This is a genomic window from Alteribacter populi, from assembly GCF_002352765.1.
Taxonomy (GTDB): Bacteria; Bacillota; Bacilli; order Bacillales; family Salisediminibacteriaceae; genus Alteribacter; species Alteribacter populi.
On record NZ_KZ293963.1, the window covers coordinates 3,142,854 to 3,158,566 of the forward strand.

The 15,713-nt window shown below is 42.4% G+C and carries 21 protein-coding genes, 6 tRNA genes, 1 rRNA gene and 1 pseudogene; 21 read left to right on the forward strand and 8 right to left on the reverse strand.

Annotation, left to right across the window (positions count from 1 at the left end):
- The first annotated feature begins 63 nt into the window (after positions 1–63).
- From rplM to CDZ94_RS14550, 5 genes are all read left to right on the forward strand, one after another.
- Positions 64–501: a 50S ribosomal protein L13 gene (rplM, locus tag CDZ94_RS14530; protein ID WP_096438230.1), complete on the forward strand. Its 438-nt coding sequence runs from the start codon at positions 64–66 to the stop codon at positions 499–501.
- A gap of 20 nt (positions 502–521) precedes the next feature.
- The gene (rpsI, locus tag CDZ94_RS14535) at positions 522–914 is read left to right on the forward strand and encodes a 30S ribosomal protein S9 (protein ID WP_096438233.1); all 393 of its coding nucleotides are present in this window, start codon (positions 522–524) and stop codon (positions 912–914) included.
- Between the two features lie 177 nt (positions 915–1,091).
- Positions 1,092–1,529 (forward strand): DUF2521 family protein, encoded by a 438-nt coding sequence (locus CDZ94_RS14540; protein ID WP_096438234.1) that lies wholly within the window; start codon positions 1,092–1,094, stop codon positions 1,527–1,529.
- A gap of 74 nt (positions 1,530–1,603) precedes the next feature.
- Positions 1,604–2,323: an N-acetylmuramoyl-L-alanine amidase CwlD gene (gene cwlD / locus CDZ94_RS14545; protein ID WP_232735667.1), complete on the forward strand. Its 720-nt coding sequence runs from the start codon at positions 1,604–1,606 to the stop codon at positions 2,321–2,323.
- Positions 2,324–2,421: 98 nt separating this feature from the next.
- Positions 2,422–3,483, forward strand: coding sequence for an Mrp/NBP35 family ATP-binding protein (locus tag CDZ94_RS14550; protein WP_096438237.1), 1,062 nt, complete (start codon positions 2,422–2,424; stop codon positions 3,481–3,483).
- A gap of 363 nt (positions 3,484–3,846) precedes the next feature.
- Here the strand turns inward: CDZ94_RS14550 and CDZ94_RS14555 are convergent, their stop codons facing one another.
- From CDZ94_RS14555 to gerD, 6 genes and pseudogenes are all read right to left on the reverse strand, one after another.
- Entirely contained in the window at positions 3,847–4,209 is a 363-nt protein-coding gene (locus CDZ94_RS14555) for a hypothetical protein (RefSeq protein WP_096438239.1), read from the reverse strand.
- Positions 4,210–4,341 (reverse strand): annotated as a pseudogene (locus CDZ94_RS21985) (transglutaminase-like domain-containing protein); the annotation flags it as partial. It lies immediately after the preceding gene.
- A 12-nt stretch (positions 4,342–4,353) separates the two neighbouring features.
- Positions 4,354–4,878: a hypothetical protein gene (locus CDZ94_RS14565; RefSeq protein ID WP_096438240.1), complete on the reverse strand. Its 525-nt coding sequence runs from the start codon at positions 4,876–4,878 to the stop codon at positions 4,354–4,356.
- 230 nt (positions 4,879–5,108) lie between these two features.
- Positions 5,109–5,426 (reverse strand): thiol-disulfide oxidoreductase DCC family protein, encoded by a 318-nt coding sequence (locus tag CDZ94_RS14575; RefSeq protein ID WP_157911764.1) that lies wholly within the window; start codon positions 5,424–5,426, stop codon positions 5,109–5,111.
- A 79-nt stretch (positions 5,427–5,505) separates the two neighbouring features.
- Complete coding sequence (locus CDZ94_RS14580) at positions 5,506–5,808, reverse strand: hypothetical protein (protein WP_157911765.1); 303 nt, start codon at positions 5,806–5,808, stop codon at positions 5,506–5,508.
- A gap of 351 nt (positions 5,809–6,159) precedes the next feature.
- Positions 6,160–6,807, reverse strand: coding sequence for a spore germination lipoprotein GerD (gene gerD, locus CDZ94_RS14585; protein WP_096438248.1), 648 nt, complete (start codon positions 6,805–6,807; stop codon positions 6,160–6,162).
- 188 nt (positions 6,808–6,995) lie between these two features.
- On the opposite strand from gerD, the gene CDZ94_RS14590 reads away from it, so the two are divergent.
- On the forward strand, positions 6,996–7,613 hold the full coding sequence (locus CDZ94_RS14590; RefSeq protein WP_096438250.1) for a KinB-signaling pathway activation protein: 618 nt from the start codon (positions 6,996–6,998) through the stop codon (positions 7,611–7,613).
- A gap of 54 nt (positions 7,614–7,667) precedes the next feature.
- Here CDZ94_RS14590 and pdaB read toward each other — a convergent pair whose 3' ends face one another.
- Positions 7,668–8,429 carry a polysaccharide deacetylase family sporulation protein PdaB gene (gene pdaB, locus CDZ94_RS14595; protein ID WP_096438252.1) on the reverse strand — a complete coding sequence of 254 codons (762 nt, stop codon included), beginning with the start codon at positions 8,427–8,429 and terminating at the stop codon, positions 7,668–7,670.
- 174 nt (positions 8,430–8,603) lie between these two features.
- Between pdaB and CDZ94_RS14600 the strand changes: the two genes are divergently transcribed.
- The 8 genes from CDZ94_RS14600 to CDZ94_RS14635 all read left to right on the forward strand — a co-directional run bounded on the left by CDZ94_RS14600 (position 8,604) and on the right by CDZ94_RS14635 (position 9,728).
- Positions 8,604–8,852: a hypothetical protein gene (locus CDZ94_RS14600; protein ID WP_096438254.1), complete on the forward strand. Its 249-nt coding sequence runs from the start codon at positions 8,604–8,606 to the stop codon at positions 8,850–8,852.
- Positions 8,853–8,982: 130 nt separating this feature from the next.
- A 5S ribosomal RNA gene (gene rrf, locus CDZ94_RS14605) occupies positions 8,983–9,099 on the forward strand.
- A gap of 128 nt (positions 9,100–9,227) precedes the next feature.
- A tRNA-Asn gene (locus CDZ94_RS14610) sits at positions 9,228–9,302 on the forward strand.
- 1 nt (position 9,303) lies between these two features.
- Positions 9,304–9,379: transfer RNA gene (locus tag CDZ94_RS14615), tRNA-Thr, on the forward strand.
- A 3-nt stretch (positions 9,380–9,382) separates the two neighbouring features.
- A tRNA-Glu gene (locus CDZ94_RS14620) sits at positions 9,383–9,457 on the forward strand.
- A gap of 10 nt (positions 9,458–9,467) precedes the next feature.
- Positions 9,468–9,543, forward strand: a tRNA-Thr gene (locus CDZ94_RS14625).
- A 17-nt stretch (positions 9,544–9,560) separates the two neighbouring features.
- A tRNA-Gln gene (locus CDZ94_RS14630) sits at positions 9,561–9,635 on the forward strand.
- 17 nt (positions 9,636–9,652) lie between these two features.
- Positions 9,653–9,728: transfer RNA gene (locus tag CDZ94_RS14635), tRNA-Ala, on the forward strand.
- A gap of 574 nt (positions 9,729–10,302) precedes the next feature.
- On the opposite strand, the gene CDZ94_RS14640 is transcribed toward CDZ94_RS14635, so the two are convergent.
- Complete coding sequence (locus CDZ94_RS14640; protein ID WP_096438256.1) at positions 10,303–10,473, reverse strand: aspartyl-phosphate phosphatase Spo0E family protein; 171 nt, start codon at positions 10,471–10,473, stop codon at positions 10,303–10,305.
- A gap of 195 nt (positions 10,474–10,668) precedes the next feature.
- Between CDZ94_RS14640 and sigW the strand changes: the two genes are divergently transcribed.
- The 7 genes from sigW to CDZ94_RS14675 all read left to right on the forward strand — a co-directional run bounded on the left by sigW (position 10,669) and on the right by CDZ94_RS14675 (position 15,607).
- Entirely contained in the window at positions 10,669–11,232 is a 564-nt protein-coding gene (gene sigW / locus CDZ94_RS14645) for an RNA polymerase sigma factor SigW (RefSeq protein ID WP_096438258.1), read from the forward strand.
- A gap of 18 nt (positions 11,233–11,250) precedes the next feature.
- Positions 11,251–11,901 (forward strand): anti-sigma factor family protein, encoded by a 651-nt coding sequence (locus tag CDZ94_RS14650; RefSeq protein ID WP_096438260.1) that lies wholly within the window; start codon positions 11,251–11,253, stop codon positions 11,899–11,901.
- 198 nt (positions 11,902–12,099) lie between these two features.
- Positions 12,100–12,450: a lmo0954 family membrane protein gene (locus CDZ94_RS14655; protein WP_096438262.1), complete on the forward strand. Its 351-nt coding sequence runs from the start codon at positions 12,100–12,102 to the stop codon at positions 12,448–12,450.
- A 26-nt stretch (positions 12,451–12,476) separates the two neighbouring features.
- Positions 12,477–13,118 carry a PspA/IM30 family protein gene (locus CDZ94_RS14660; protein WP_096438264.1) on the forward strand — a complete coding sequence of 214 codons (642 nt, stop codon included), beginning with the start codon at positions 12,477–12,479 and terminating at the stop codon, positions 13,116–13,118.
- Between the two features lie 86 nt (positions 13,119–13,204).
- Positions 13,205–13,933, forward strand: a complete 729-nt coding sequence (liaF, locus tag CDZ94_RS14665) for a cell wall-active antibiotics response protein LiaF (RefSeq protein ID WP_096438266.1) — start codon at positions 13,205–13,207, stop codon at positions 13,931–13,933.
- Complete coding sequence (locus CDZ94_RS14670) at positions 13,930–14,979, forward strand: sensor histidine kinase (protein WP_096438268.1); 1,050 nt, start codon at positions 13,930–13,932, stop codon at positions 14,977–14,979. Before liaF ends, CDZ94_RS14670 begins: the two co-directional genes overlap by 4 nt.
- The gene (locus tag CDZ94_RS14675) at positions 14,972–15,607 is read left to right on the forward strand and encodes a response regulator transcription factor (RefSeq protein ID WP_096438270.1); all 636 of its coding nucleotides are present in this window, start codon (positions 14,972–14,974) and stop codon (positions 15,605–15,607) included. Before CDZ94_RS14670 ends, CDZ94_RS14675 begins: the two co-directional genes overlap by 8 nt.
- Positions 15,608–15,713: the final 106 nt, after the last annotated feature.

The following is a 15,713-nucleotide window of genomic DNA, read 5'->3' on the forward strand; positions in this document are numbered from 1 at the left end:
GAATCGATTTGATAATTGTTGATTTTGGATTTTTGAGTGAAGTATTAGGAGGGAAATAATCTGATGCGTACAACATATATGGCAAAGCCTAATGAAGTAGAACGTAAATGGTACGTTGTAGACGCTGAAGGCCAAACGCTTGGTCGTCTTGCAAGTGAAGTTGCATCTATTCTTCGCGGCAAGCACAAGCCTACGTTTACACCGCATATTGATACAGGAGACCATGTGATTCTTATCAATGCAGACAAAATTCACTTGACTGGTAATAAACTTGCTGACAAGATGTATTACCGTCACAGCCAGTACCCTGGTGCACTTAAGAGCATGACAGCTCAGGAAATGCGTGATCGCAAGCCTGTAAAAATGCTTGAACTTGCAATCAAAGGTATGTTACCAAAAGGGTCCCTTGGACGCCAGCAAAGCAAGAAGCTTCACGTTTATACTGGTAGCGAGCACCCACACGAAGCACAACAACCTGAAACTTACGAACTACGCGGTTAATAAAGAAGGAGGTTATCCACTTGGCACAGGTTCAATACTATGGAACAGGTCGTCGTAAACACTCTGTTGCACGTGTACGCTTAGTACCTGGTGATGGCACAATTGTCATCAACGGTCGCAACATCAACGAGTATTTCGACCTTGAAACTTTAAAACTAATTGTAAAACAACCACTAGCTGAGACTGAAACAGAAGGTACGTACAACATTCACGTAAATGTTGACGGCGGTGGCTACACAGGACAAGCGGGTGCGATCCGTCACGGAATCTCTCGCGCGCTTCTAGAAGCAGATCCTGAGTACCGCACATCCCTAAAGCGTGCTGGCTTCTTGACTCGTGACGCTCGTATGAAAGAGCGTAAGAAATACGGTCTTAAAGCAGCTCGACGTGCTCCTCAGTTCTCTAAGCGTTAATATTGCTATTTACAACCCCTTTTCCTTTTTGGAAGAGGGGTTGTTTTTAGTTTGCGCTTAAGAAAAAGTCTCATCACAAGAGATTTCTGGCAGCTTTTCCATGGCTGAATTGGGATGTTTTTGCGGTTATGAACTTTTCTCCAAGGCTCACAATAAAAATAAAAAAGAGGCGGAGCCATGAACTTAATTACATCATTCAGTGAAAAAAGACGAAAGAAACAGTGGAATTATGAACGAAGAGTGTTAAGAAGTCTGTCCATCAGTGATTTAAGAAAAGATGTTCACCAGCATTTTTTTACTACGATTATGATGGACAGGGTAAGCCATATGTATTTAGAGGATTTTTGCTTGGATGTAGGCATTGATGCATATCTACTTGGATCGGAATATGGCCGGTTTGGCTATTTTGGCGAAACAGCTGAAATGGCGAAGCAGCGCTGCTTAGAGGATTTGGAAATTTACTGCGAACAAGTGGCAGGCCAATTTCAGGCGTGGTTAAAAGGGAGTGTAACAGAAGAAGAGCAATATAAACAGCTTAGTGAAACCTTTGTTCACAGGTGGTGGGAAAAAGGGTTTAATGAAGGGGTGCGCCGTTATCGAATGAAACTTCATTAATAAGTAAGGTGTGTTAACAGTTCTGAATTCCGTTCTTGTCCCATATATATGGAGTAGACAAGGAGGGGAGCGCTGTGAGAAAGCGTTGGAAATGGTTAGCGGTTATTTTTGCATGTATCGCACTTATATTCATTATACAATACCCTTTTGCGAGTGAGGATTCGGCCGGGATGAGTTTACCATTATCGGGGAAAGTCATCGTACTTGACCCTGGGCATGGTGGGATCGATGGTGGGGCATCGTCAAAAACGGGGGATTTAGAAAAGGATATTTCTTTGCAAATCAGCTTTAGCCTTCGTGATTATTTGCAAGAAGCTGGAGCTCTTGTCCTTATGACGCGTGAAGGGGATCACGACCTAGCCTCAGAAGCAACGAAACGAATCCGTTCAAGAAAAGTCGAGGATTTAAAACGTAGGGTGGAACTCATTAATGAATCGAATGCCGATTTATTTATTAGTCTTCATTTAAATGCGATACCTTCCTCTAAATGGAAAGGTGCGCAGACGTTTTACAATCGTAGCATTGAAAACAGTGAGGGTTTGGCTAAACAAATTCAAGGTGAAATTATTCGGAACTTGGAAAACACAAGCCGTGACGCTCGTCCGATAAATAGCGTGTATTTGATGAAAGAATCGAAAATTCCAGGAGCCCTTGTGGAAGTCGGCTTTTTGTCTAATCCAACGGAAGCTCAACTGTTAAAAACGAAGGACTACCAACAGAGTATAGCGGCTTCAATTTATGAGGGGATTCTACGCTATGCAAATGGAGACCCACTTCCAGGAGCGGATCAGTAAATGATTCGCTCTAATTAACCTTCAATTGCAGAGAGAATGTGGGCATCTATGTTATACTTGGGGTGTTGGAAAACGAATACATAGAGGGCGGTGTTACGATGTTGACAGAACAACAAGTGCTTGATGCACTCAAAAATGTGCAAGAGCCGCACTTAGGAAAAAGTCTTACGGATCTTGAGGCTGTTAAAGAAGTCAAGATTAAAGATAAGCTCGTAAGTTTAAAATTAGCCATCGCACAACCAGGTACAGCTGAGCAAATGCAGCTTCAGCAAGCGGTTGTAAGTGCTGTTAAAGAGGCAGGGGCTGACTCTGTAGGTCTTCGCTTTGAAAAGCTTTCAGACGATGTGATTGCTGAGCACGGGGGTGGTGCTGGTTCAAAAGAAGAAGGGGAGACGCTTTTAGATCGCGCGAAAAGTGGAAAGACAACGTTTATTGCCGTGACAAGTGGTAAGGGCGGTGTCGGAAAGTCTACTGTAAGTGTGAACTTGGCTACTTCTCTCGCTCGTAAAGGAAAGAAAGTCGGGATCATCGACGCGGACATTTATGGCTTTAGTGTACCTGATATGATGGGCATTGAAGAGCGTCCGAAAGTTGTCGAAGAGCGTATTTATCCAGTCAACCGTTTCGATGTGCAAGTCATTTCCATGGGCTTTTTCGTTGAAGATAACTCACCGATCATTTGGAGAGGTCCAATGCTTGGAAAAATGCTGAACAACTTCTTTAATGAAGTAGAGTGGGAAGATTTAGACTACCTCATTCTTGATCTGCCACCAGGAACAGGAGATGTAGCATTAGATATCCACTCGATGATTCCACAATGTAAGGAAATCATTGTGACGACTCCACACGCGACAGCAGCGTTTGTTGCAGCCAGAGCAGGGGCTATGGCGATCAAAACAGATCATGAGATCCTTGGCATTGTCGAGAACATGGCCTACTTTGAAAGCAAGCTCACTGGCGAAAAAGAGTATGTCTTTGGAAAAGGCGGCGGCGTTAAGTTAGCAGAAGAGTTAAAAAGTGAAGTCTTGTCTCACATCCCACTCGGCCAGCCTGAAATTGACGAAGAAAACTTTGCCCCATCTGTGTATGACGCCGATCACCAAATCGGAAAAATTTATATGGAGATGGCCCAATCTGTTATTGATAAGGTTGGGAAATAAGAAAAACCGACCGACAGGATTTACTCTGTCGGTCGGTTTTATTGAGTTATAAAAGTTAAGGTGGTAGCTACCATTAAAAGAAAGCAAGCGGCATTTTATTAGCCAAACAAGTAGACACCAAACAATCTTAATGTGAAATCGGTGGTCATGATGCTGGTAAGGAGTAAAACAGCGATGACACTTTTGCTTGCTTCTTTACGCATAAGTGAGGAAAACAAGTAAATGGATATCAGACCTATTGACAGGGCGTAAAGAAGGTCCTCAGAGAGCGGCAAAAGTTCTGCGCTTCTGTTCACGTACAGGAAAATAAAAAAATAATGGCTGCGATAGGAAACTGAGTTGCTTTATCTCATAGGCCCAACGCTAAATCGGGTCAACGTCCTTAATTGTCCATTTGCCGAAGTTGTCTTCCTGGCTCTGCTTGACTGGAAGTGGCGCATATTGCATGTAAATCGGCTGTAGAATGGGTGCGGCACCTTCAAGGCTATGGTATCCATAGGCCATGTTCTTTTTTCCCCACGTAACAAGCTCGTACTTTTCAGGAACAGGTTGTTCTTTGAAGGTGGGTGTCAGCGGCCAGCTAAAATCAAGGGAGAATGCGAGCCGCCTTCCTTCCGAAGCAGCAAACGCGTCTTTTTTCTTCGCGCTTGCTCCCATCGTGAGGGGAGCGAGAAAATGCTGGTGCCAGCCTTTAAGGATGGATGCAACGCTCGTATCAGCTGGCAACTAGCCGACTCCATCGATGTAAAATTCGCTCCATACGTGTGCTTTCATACTGCCTTTTGCCCAGCTTCCGGTCACAGAGCGACACGGAATGCCGAGGCACTTAAGGTAGGAAGCAAAAAGAAAAGAGTATTCCCCGCAGTCTCCCTACTTTTTTTCTTTGAAATAAAGGGCACCGCGCTTTTTAGGTGGGTACTGGTATTTGTATGTTTTATAGAGGTGAGTGAACAGTTGCCAAGCTTGTTCCAAAGGAAGAGTGTTCTTATCAGCGATCGCGAGGGCTTCCTTTCTTAGTTCTTCAGTAACCGGGCTCAGCGGTTCGGAGCGAAGGTAGAACGCTTTTTCTTCAGAGGATAAAGGAACAGGTTGCTCACGCTCGCCTTCGTAGGATTCGAGACTGACGCGGTACAAGTCTACGTAGATGGAAAGTTCGATTTCATCCCCGGGAGCAAGCTCGTAGTAATAAAGTGTTTGTCCTAGATGGTGGCTTTCTTGGTCAGGATGAACGGCAGAATCAATCCGGATATTTCCCTGGGTCGATGTTTCCGGGGGGGGGAGTGCAACCCAGGTTCTGAGTGTATCTTTCTGTCTGTTTTTATAATGATAGAAGTAATGTACTGCCTTCTCTTTAACTCTTACACGTGTAAGGTTGTTGCTTAAAGGATGTTTCAACCGAATCACTCCATATTCTATTACGAGGTTTTAGCTGTCTTCCATTGTGCAGGCGTCTTCTGTACAGTGGTTTATCGGTACAACTTTCCGTCGTTTTGCTACGTAAGTGTAAAACCGGGGACCAAGCCCTGTCCTCTCAGCGACTCCCCAGAGAGGGAATAGCCTTTTGCTCAATGCCAGGAAAGCTTGATTTCCACTTATATACCTGTTTGCTTTCAAGGTGAAGGCTGTCATTTCTTTTTCCGCCAAACCGGTATCAAGATTGTAGGATGCGGCGATGGTTTTATCACGAAAGGAAAAAAAGAAATAAGGTTCAAATAATCGATGGCGTGCAGGCGCTGAATGATTGATTGACACATAGGACACCAGCCGTCATAAAACACGATCAGTTGATGGCTATCAGCGATATGTTTTCTTCTAAGCGGTCGGGTAGCGTATTTTAACTGCAGGTTGAAACGCCGGATGATGTTACGTAGTCCCTTTTTGAACCCTTTATATTCTTTATCTGTAATGAAAATACACTCAATAGCAAGCATCGCAATAGACATTGTGACAAGGCCCATTGTAAACAGAATTCCCAGGTGGAAAGTAGCCATAATTAAGATGGCTGCGTACTTTGTATATTTGTTAAATAGCATAAATGGAAATGCCAGTTTTATCAAGACTGAAGAGAGTGTGACCTACCATCAAAACTTCGCTAGATAGGACTAAATTTCCAATAAATGAAGGAATATAATACTGTTCGACTTGGGTAATGTAGTAAATGGCTGTTCCTTCGTGCCACATTCCACCCATGGTCTGGTAAAGACCAAGACCGGATACAAAGTAGAGAATAATCAGCTGAGCACCACAAGCAATGACAGCAAGATTATGAAGAAGACCTTTGTACTTCATGAAAGCTGAAGATGTAGACAGTCGGTTTTTGCCCACCTGTGCGATTGCACGTGAATTTGGAACTGATTTTGGAAAACTGGCTGATTTTGTTTGTCGGGATAACGTTTTATTAAAGGAAGGATTGCCCTGAACGGCTCGATTAGGTGTGGCTTGAATAGACGGAGAAATACCTCTTCTGGCTGCGGTCGTGCAGTGAGGTGCCCAAAAGCTTAAAAGGAGATTATTTAAGCCAGTTCCAACATGCAGAATTTATTTACAAAAAGAATTTGGATTATTTTAAGAGGCTATTTTTACTAAAATGGCTATGGTAACAATAATATTAGAGGATGTCACAATAGGTCAAAAAAACGACCTTGAGACACCCTCTGAATGGTTAATATTTAGTAGTTAATTTCCTCCGCCTTGGCCGCCGCCACCTTGTGGGTCTTCTTCCTGGCTGCCTCCTTCTTCCTGTTGTTGTTCTTCATCGTCTTGCTTTTTCATTTGCTCTTCGGCTACTTTAGCTAAAACAGTGTTAAGTCGAGCAATGAAGTAAGGGCTTTCGAAAGCTTCTGTCATTATGTTCATGACTTGCGTTCTGTATTCCTTGCTTTGCATGAGTTCAAGGTATTCATCTTCCATTTCAGGGTCTTTCATTACATCAATTAGCATTCCTTGATACTCAGGGTCTTTCATTAGCCCTTTGAGTACTTGTTCATTTTCTTCCTGCATACTTTCAGCAAGAGATTTTGTGAATTCTGTGTCTTTCATCATTTCTTCCCAAAACCCTTTTCCTTGCTCAGTTGTGAGGGTACTTTCAATTGTGTCTTTTACAAAAGCTTGATCCAGTATAATGGATTGACGGACTTGTTCGTCCTGGAGGATTTCTTGTATCGCCTGCTTACCTTCATCGGTTTTTAACATGTCCACCATCATTTTTTTAGTGCTCTCATAATCAGGCTGCGTGTTTTGCTCTTCCATGGCGGCACAGCCAGTAAAAGCGAGTAAACAAAAAACGAGTAAAGATAAGGCCGCTTTTTTCCCGACATTGTTCATTAGGTGCCAGCCCCTTTTCGCAGTTGTCTTTTTTTCTAATATGCGTTAATGAGGGCTCCTTTATGCGGTACGACGCATGAAACAGGTTGGCACAATTGGTGGCTTTAGGTAATGAAAAAAAGTGGAATTGAACGTATCAGGTTTGATACAATAGAGGTTGGCAGATATCGAACAGTGGAGGAACAATCGTGAATACAAGAAAAGTTGTTTTTTTATTTTATAGTACATTCCTTATTGGTACCTCAGCAGGCTTATTAATGGGGTTCATTCTTGATTTTAATACACACATTCAAGACCTATCAAACGGGCAATTCGGTGGCTTGTTTATGTTGTTTATTGCTGCTGGGATTTGGACAGTCATTGCGCAAATGGGCTTCTTTGCTTACCTTACCATTCATCGCTTTGGATTGGGGATTTTTAATTCGACTCAGTTGTGGAATCGGGTGCAAGTCGTGATCATTTTGTTTGCGCTATTTGATCTCATGTTTTTTAGGCATTTACTGTTTGCTCAAGAAGGGGAAACGATGGGCGGATATGCTATCATGCCTTTATTCTTGCTAGTATATGGGTTGATTGTTGCCTACATCAAGAGTAAAGATACGAATTGGACCGCGTTTATCCCGACGCTATTTTTTATCGTTGTCGTTTCAATGATCGAATGGATTCCTGCATTAAGAGAAAACGATCCGACATTTTTATGGAGCGCTCTCGTGCCGCTACTTGTAGCGAATACTTGGCAAGTATTAGTATTGCACCGTCTCCATGAACAACCGAACACCTCAAAAAAAGCTCAGCCCACTTCTTAGTGGCTGAGTTTTTTTTGAGTTCACAATTTGTTCGGGGGACAGTCCCCTGAACTTTTAATTAATTTCTTGACTTTCGGTTTCGGATCCGCTCATGAGTTCGGACAGTGATACGAAGTTGAAGCCATCGGATGATAGCTGGCTGATAATTTCAGGGAGTGCTTCGGCTGTTTGTTTTGCTGAATCAGAGGCATGGAAGAGGACAATGTCGCCTGGTGAAGCTTCACTTACTACATTGTCCACAATTTTATCAACGCCGGGATTTAACCAGTCGTTGGAATTAATACTCCAATGGATCACGTCGTAATCGAGATTTTCTGCGATTTTTAAGACTCGGTCATCAAAGTTCCCGTTCGGTGGCCTTAAGAAATGGGGGGTGGTATCACTTACTTTTCTAATAATTTCGTGTGCTGTTAAGATGTCTTTTTTAATGTTCTCATCTTCCCATTTTGTATAGTGGTCGTGACGGAATCCGTGGCTGCCGATTTCGTGTCCATCTTCTAAGATACGTTCAACCACTTCGGGGTGTCGTTCAGCCCAAGAGGCTGATATGAAAAATGCCGCATTCGATATGTCGTTTTCTTTTAATGTGTCGAGTATAGGAATTGCTCTTTCTTCTCCCCAGCTTATATTAAAAGTTAAGGCAAGATCTTTGTCTTCCGTATCCACTTTGTAAATAGCGACTGGTCTTTCATCCGTTGAAAATACAGGGATCTGTGTTCGTTCAACATAGAGGATGCCTGCAGTAAAGAATGCGGCCAGAACAATAATCATATACTTTTTGATCATTTTGGCATTCCATATCCAAAAGAAATTCATCCGAAGCCCTCCTTGTCCATTGTTATCCTATATGTATTCGAGGGACAGGTTTTTATGAATAAATTGGGAGGAATCGGCAAATAATTTTACAGATGGAATGAGCAATAAAAAAACGAAAAAAGTCACATGAACATTGAATAAAGGAAAGTAAATGTTGAAAACTAGAGGTGACCTATGTTTGGCATTTTATTAAATCCGAAAGAAACACAAGAAATGGAATACCTGCTGAAAAGAGAATTGGAGGAATTGCTGCTTGATTTAACGGATTCACGGATTGATGGATTGGTTAAGCGGGCGATGGAAGAGCGGTACCAGCTTATTTTTCGAATGTACAAGCGTTTTGCACAACCGAAGGATTACTTGAAGTATGTTCGACACCGCCGTTCCTCCAAGCATGAAGAATCGAAACGAAAGTCAGAGTAAAACTTAATAGTTGAAACCACACGACTACGGGTCTTCGGAAAATCAAAGAGTGAATTCGTATCTTAAAAAAATCAGATGAAGCTCTTGCATTTTTTGTAGAAAAGTAGTATGATATCAAATGTCAATAAAGCCTAGTAACGATAGCGGAGAGGTCACACCCGTTCCCATGCCGAACACGGAAGTTAAGCTCTCCAGCGCCGATGGTAGTTGGGGGCTCTCCCCCTGTGAGAGTAGGACGTCGCTGGGCAACCCTTTTAAAAAGGGATCTGCCAAAAAAAGCAAGTGAGAGAGATCCGGAGCGTACCAAAGTACGTGAGGAATCGATCGAGCGCAGAAGACGAAGAGATTCGCCGCTTATTGGCAATCAGAAACCATTCCACAGTAGCTCAGTGGTAGAGCAATCGGCTGTTAACCGATCGGTCGTAGGTTCGAGTCCTACCTGTGGAGCCATGCTTCCTTAGCTCAGTTGGTAGAGCGCATCCATGGTAAGGATGAGGTCAGCGGTTCAAGCCCGCTAGGAAGCTCCAGGAGGCCCGTTGGTCAAGTGGTTAAGACACCGCCCTTTCACGGCGGTAACACGGGTTCGAATCCCGTACGGGTCACCAGCAATATTATGCTGGCCTAGCTCAATTGGTAGAGCAACTGACTTGTAATCAGTAGGTTGGGGGTTCAAGTCCTCTGGCCAGCACCATTTCAAATTGTACACGAAGGGCTATAGCCAAGCGGTAAGGCATCGGATTTTGATTCCGTGATTCGCAGGTTCGAATCCTGCTAGCCCTGCCATTTCTTTCATTTATATCGGGGCCTTAGCTCAGCTGGGAGAGCGCCTGCTTTGCACGCAGGAGGTCAGCGGTTCGATCCCGCTAGGCTCCACCATTTAAAACAAACAAAACTTGGCTAGCTGTAGCCAAGCTTTTTTTATGTAATTTAGCTCTGTAATCGAGCAAAAGAAAGTTTTATGCACAGTGCAAGCGTACACCCTTGTTCTCAGGCTATGAAATATTAATCCACAATGTTGATGTTACGGACAAATGAATTTATCCTCCACGATCATTTGAATTGCAAAACTGTCACGCTCAAAAAACAAACCTTTATAAAAGATTTAAAAAAACCTGCTCAAAACTGTGACGAGCAGGTAAAGGGAGCTATATTCATTTTTGAGAGCTAAGAAGGCATAAAAATCCACGTTTTTCGATGTCTAGCTCCAGGCGCGATCGTGTCGTGTCAAACAACCTGTCTTATTAAAAGTAAAAAGCACTTTTTATTGGACTGAACATTTGCATGTCATCGGCTACACGGGCGCCTTGCGCTTTTCTTAAAAAAAGCATTTATAAGAGGACAGCTACCTTCACGTCGCTCGTCTCAAGGGAAAAGCATCCTTGAGACTTAAAACATGCGGCGTAAGCTCACGCTGTTATTAATAAAAGACCGCTATGCGTTTTTTTCTTCGTTAACTTCCAATTTTGTAATATGTCGATTGGTATTGGTTTAGTAGTTCATCGAGATAGGTGCTAATTGCGACAACTTCAAGAGAGGTGCGGTTGTGGTGGGATGAAAGGTAATGCATTCTTCTCCTTGCCCATTCAATTTCCTCTAATAACTCTTTTTGATTGATTTCCAATTATGCGCCCTCCCATCAGTATGAGACGTTATGGTAATAGGATACCCAAAGATTTTATATTCCAAACAAATACTTTTTTAGGAAAAGTATGATTTTTCTGGATCTAAGTGATAGAATAAAAGGTGGAAATTTTGGTGAAACCTTTTTATACCTAAAACGTAAAGAAGGTAGCCGCAAGGAGCGGAGGTTTTATGCATGGATGCGGTGGTTAAAAAAATTATTATGGAAGTTAAAAAAGGAAACCAGCAAGCCTTTGGAGAGCTGGTTGAACTATACAAGGATAAAGTGTATCAAATATCATACCGCATGCTTGGAAATGTTCATGAAGCGCAGGATGTGGCACAAGAAGCATTTTTAAGAGCGTATACGAACATTGACAGTTACGATATGAATCGAAAGTTCTCGACATGGTTATTTAGGATTGCTACGAACTTATCAATCGATCGGATCCGTAAAAAGAAACCGGACTTTCATTTGGATGACCGCGTGAGTGGGACAGAGGACCTCACCTATTACTCTCAGATCGCAGCAGATGAAGAGCTTCCTGAAGATAAAGTCATCCAGTTTGAAACACAGGATTGGATCCAGAATGAAATCTCACAACTGCCACCGAAGTATCGATCTGCGATTATCTTAAAGTACCTTGAAGACCTTTCTTTAAAAGAAATTAGTGAAATATTAAATCTCCCAGTTGCCACGGTTAAAACACGCATCCACCGTGGAAGAGAGGCGTTACGTAAAAAGTTACGCAGTTCCTGACAGAAAGGGGTGCAAAGAATGGGTTGTGAAAACATAAAAAAAGCACAGCTTCATCAATATTTAGATGAAGAAATGACACTTTTGGAAAAAAAGCAATTTGAGCAGCATATTATGACATGCCGTGAATGCGAAAACCATTTAAGGGAACTTAGAAAAACGATCGCCATTGTGCAGAGTGCATCCCACATTGAAGCACCTAGTAACTTTACGGCGAATGTAATGAATAAACTCCCTCAAGAAAAGAAGGCTCAAAAGTGGAAAACGTGGATGAGGAAGCACCCATTCATGCTGGCTGCTGCGGTCTTTATGCTCTTGTTCGTTACGAGTGTGTCTTCGATTTGGAGTGGAGGTTCTCATATAACGGTTCAAGGACAAGGGAATTTTAAAATAGATGAAGAACGAAATGTCGTCATTATTCCTCAAGGGGAAACAATCGAAGGCGATTTGCTTATTAAAAATGGTGATATCGAAGTTGAAGGGGAAGTTCTCGGGAATATAACGGTCATTAATGGCGAGAATTATCTTGCGTCAGCAGGTCATGTCGCAGGAGAAATTAATGAGATTAATCAAATGATGGGCTGGTTATGGTATGAAACGAAATCATTTCTAAACGAAGTCGTGAATGTATTTAACGGTGATGAACCAGGTCCAGTCGATGACGGAAAATAAGCAAACGAACAATGATCAAACGCAAACTCTGCATAACAAAGGGTTTGCGTTTTTTTAGTTAACGGTTGTTCAGGATGTACCCTTGGAACCTAAAGTAAAATACGCCCTAAGGCTTAGCGAAAATATTGCTCTGGCACGTGATGTGAAAAAGTGAAACTAGGTAAGATGAAAGTAAGATAAAGAAAGGAGGCACCAAACATGAATAAGTTTTTGTTATTTGTCGGCGGGCTTATTGCATTGTTCGTCTTACTTGCTAACCTTGGCCCGATGATTTTACTTGCGGTTAGTGCTTATTTGCTATATGTGATTTTTAAGCAGTTTGTGAAAAGTGAATCTACGGTAGGAAAAATCATGTGGGTTATTGTCGGGCTGATTGTCTTAAGTATAGGTGTAGCAAATATCTATGCGCTGCTTGGAGTTGTTGCACTATATGTCTTGTATGTGATCTATAAAAAGTGGAAAGAAGACAAAGAAGTGACGTTTGATAAGCCAGTAAATGATGATCCGTTTACAAATTTTGAACGCCAATGGGCAGAGCTTAATAAATAATGAAAATTACAGAGGAGTGATGGTGAATGTCAACTTTATTTACTAGAATGAAGGATTCGATTTCAGCAGATATGCACAATCTATTAGATAAAAAGGAATCCAAGAATCCGATTACGGCACTGAATCAATACTTGCGCCAAAGTGAGCAGGAAACGGAAAAAGTACGCAACCTGGTGGACCGACAATATCGGTTAAAAGAGGAGTTTACACGGGAACACCAAGAAGCGGTAGAGATGGCTGAGAAACGAAAGCAACAAGCAGAAGTTGCTGCACGTGCAGGCGAAGATGAGCTTCATAACTTTGCGATCCAAGAATTAGAAGAATACAATGCTCGAGCCGAGCGTTTGAACCGATCACGAGAGGATGCTGTAGATCAACTTGAAAATCTGGAGCGTAAGTATGAAGAAATGAAACATAAATTAAAGGATATGCGTTTGAAGCGCATGGAGCTAATGGGACGAGAGAACGTGGCGAAAGCTCATCATCAAATGAACCGAATGACAGAAGAGACAGGAGAAACGTCGTATTCTCGGTTCTCAGACATGGAACGCTACATTGAAGGGTTAGAGCACCAAGTAACAAGCTCTTACTACCATAACGCTTTTGACAGCAAAATCGCGCAATTAGAAAACAAGCTCCAAGAGAAGGAAAATCTTCGGGCAGAATAACCAAACATGGTAAACTAAGAAGGGCGCAGTTCACTGCGTCCTTTTCGCACAACCAACCTAACGAAAACAAGAAAGTAGGATCGCTCATGTTTCAACGTATATCAACAGAAGCATTCAATTGGATATTTTTAATCGGGGCGGTCCTCTTTGTCTTTGAAGTATTATTTTTTGGAGGCGGGTTCGCTTTTGGTGTGATCTTTCTTGCTCTCCTTCTTTATATTGGCCGGAAATATTACCACAAATTAATCGGAAAGCTTTGCTTCTGGATTGGATTGGTCAGTCTCGTTTTCACTGTCTTAAATCTTATGGCTGTACGGTTTTTATTTATCTCGCTCGTCTGTTTGTTTTTTTACCGGTATTATCGGTCAAAAAAAGACCCGGAAACACTCGAACCTGAATTTGGAGAACAGCCGGGGAGTCAAGTTGAGCCGATGGTTTACGTCCTTCCCTTGTTTAAAAATCGGTTTATTGGTCAGCAAAAAACGAGTGAAGTGCCTTACGCATGGCGGGATATTAATATTCAAGGCGGTATTGGTGACCGAATAATTGACCTCAGTAATACTGTCATCCCGGATAATGCGATCATTTCGATTCGTCACGGAGTAGGTAACATCAAGATTTTTGTTCCATATGAAGTAGAAGTTTCTGTTTCACATAGTGCGTGGTTCGGTCGAGCGACGATTTTTCAAGAAAAAAACACAAAGCTCTTCAATCAGCAGCTTGCTTATCAGACGGCAGAATACGATGAAAGAAAGCCGAGAGTCAAAATTGTCACCTCTGTTCTATCTGGAGATATAGAGGTGAAGCGAATATGAGTGTATTTATAAAACAGATATTATTCGCTACGCTGATTTTTGTGTTGTTTGCAGTCACACTGCTCATCCCTACTTTTCTCATAAATCCTTTTGAAAGCTGGAGTGAGCTATGGGAACGCGAAATTTTCGACTTCCCCTACATTTACTCTATTCTCATTTTTACAATCCTAGTAGGTCTTGTCGTTGGTGCCATTTCAGGATGGTATTGGCGACAAAAGCTCAAATGGGTGCATGAACAGCTTGAGGCCGTTACAAAAGGGGAAAAAAGAGAACGTACGGAATATGAGTCGTTAAAGGAGCTAAAAGAGTTAGACCAGAAGTTCCTTTTACTTGAAAAGAAATTTGCCGATCAAACAAAGCTCGCACAGCAGCTTGCGACAGAGCGAGCTACAGAGCGAGAAAAGAGCTTACAGGAAGTCGTTGTACAAGAACGGAATCGTCTGGCCCGTGAACTTCATGATTCCGTGAGTCAGCAGCTTTTTGCAGCGTCAATGATGATGTCTACTGTGAACGAAACGAATCCACCCGCAGGTGAAGCGATAAAAAAGCAGCTCCACATGGTTGAGAAGATGATCGAACAGTCTCAACTTGAGATGCGGGCACTTCTTCTCCATCTTCGCCCAGCTGCCTTAAAGGGAAAAACGTTAACAGAAGGTATTGAGGAGCTTTTAGCGGAATTAAAGCAAAAAGTCTCTATAGAAATTGAACAGAAGCTAGAGCCGCTCGATTTAGACAAAGGGGTAGAGGATCAATTGTTTCGTATCCTTCAAGAGTCTGTCTCAAATACGCTCCGCCATGCAAAAGCAAATCGCATGCAGGTGATGCTTATTGAAAGAGACGGTCATATTATATTACGTGTCGCAGATGATGGGGTCGGCTTTGATGTCGAGGAAACGAAAAACAACGGCTCATATGGGCTGGAAAATATGAAAGAAAGAGCTGAGTCAATAGGCGGCTCGATCAAAGTTGTAAGTGTGTTAACTGAAGGAAGTCGTCTTGAAGTGAAAATACCGAAGATTGGAAATGAGGTCGATCCAGATGATTAGAGTATTATTTGCTGATGATCACGAAATGGTACGGATCGGAGTATCATCTTATTTGTCAGCACAATCAGATATTGAAGTGATTGCCGAAGCAGATGATGGAAATGAAGCAGTAGAGCTTGCGATGAAGCTCCGTCCGGATGTTATTTTAATGGACTTGGTCATGAAAGAGATGGATGGCATTGAAGCAACGAAAAACATTACTGCTCAGTGGCCTGAAGCGAAGATCATTATTGTTACGAGTTTTCTGGATGATGAAAAGGTCTATCCAGCACTTGAAGCCGGTGCGACGAGCTATATGCTAAAAACGTCGAAGGCCAGTGAAATTGCCAAAGCCATCCGTGCTACGTATGATGGACAGTCGATCTTAGAGCCGGAAGTGACAGGGAAAATCATGACAAAAATGCGTCAGAAGCCGGTTGACCATCCGCATGAGCAGTTGACAGAGCGGGAAATGGAAGTTCTTCGTCTGATGGCTGAAGGCAAAGCGAATCAGCAGATTGCCGATGAATTGTTCATCGCTTTAAAAACGACGAAAGTGCATGTAAGTAATATTCTAACGAAACTCGATGTCCATGATCGGACGCAAGCGGTAATCTATGCGTTTAAGCATGACTTAGTTGAAAAATAAAGATTCACCTAGCCTAGGAAAAGCTTAGAGATGTAGTCTTTAAGCTTTTTAAATTATCATCTCTCAGGGAGAGGGGTTTCGCTTTATCAGGATTTCATTACATTCG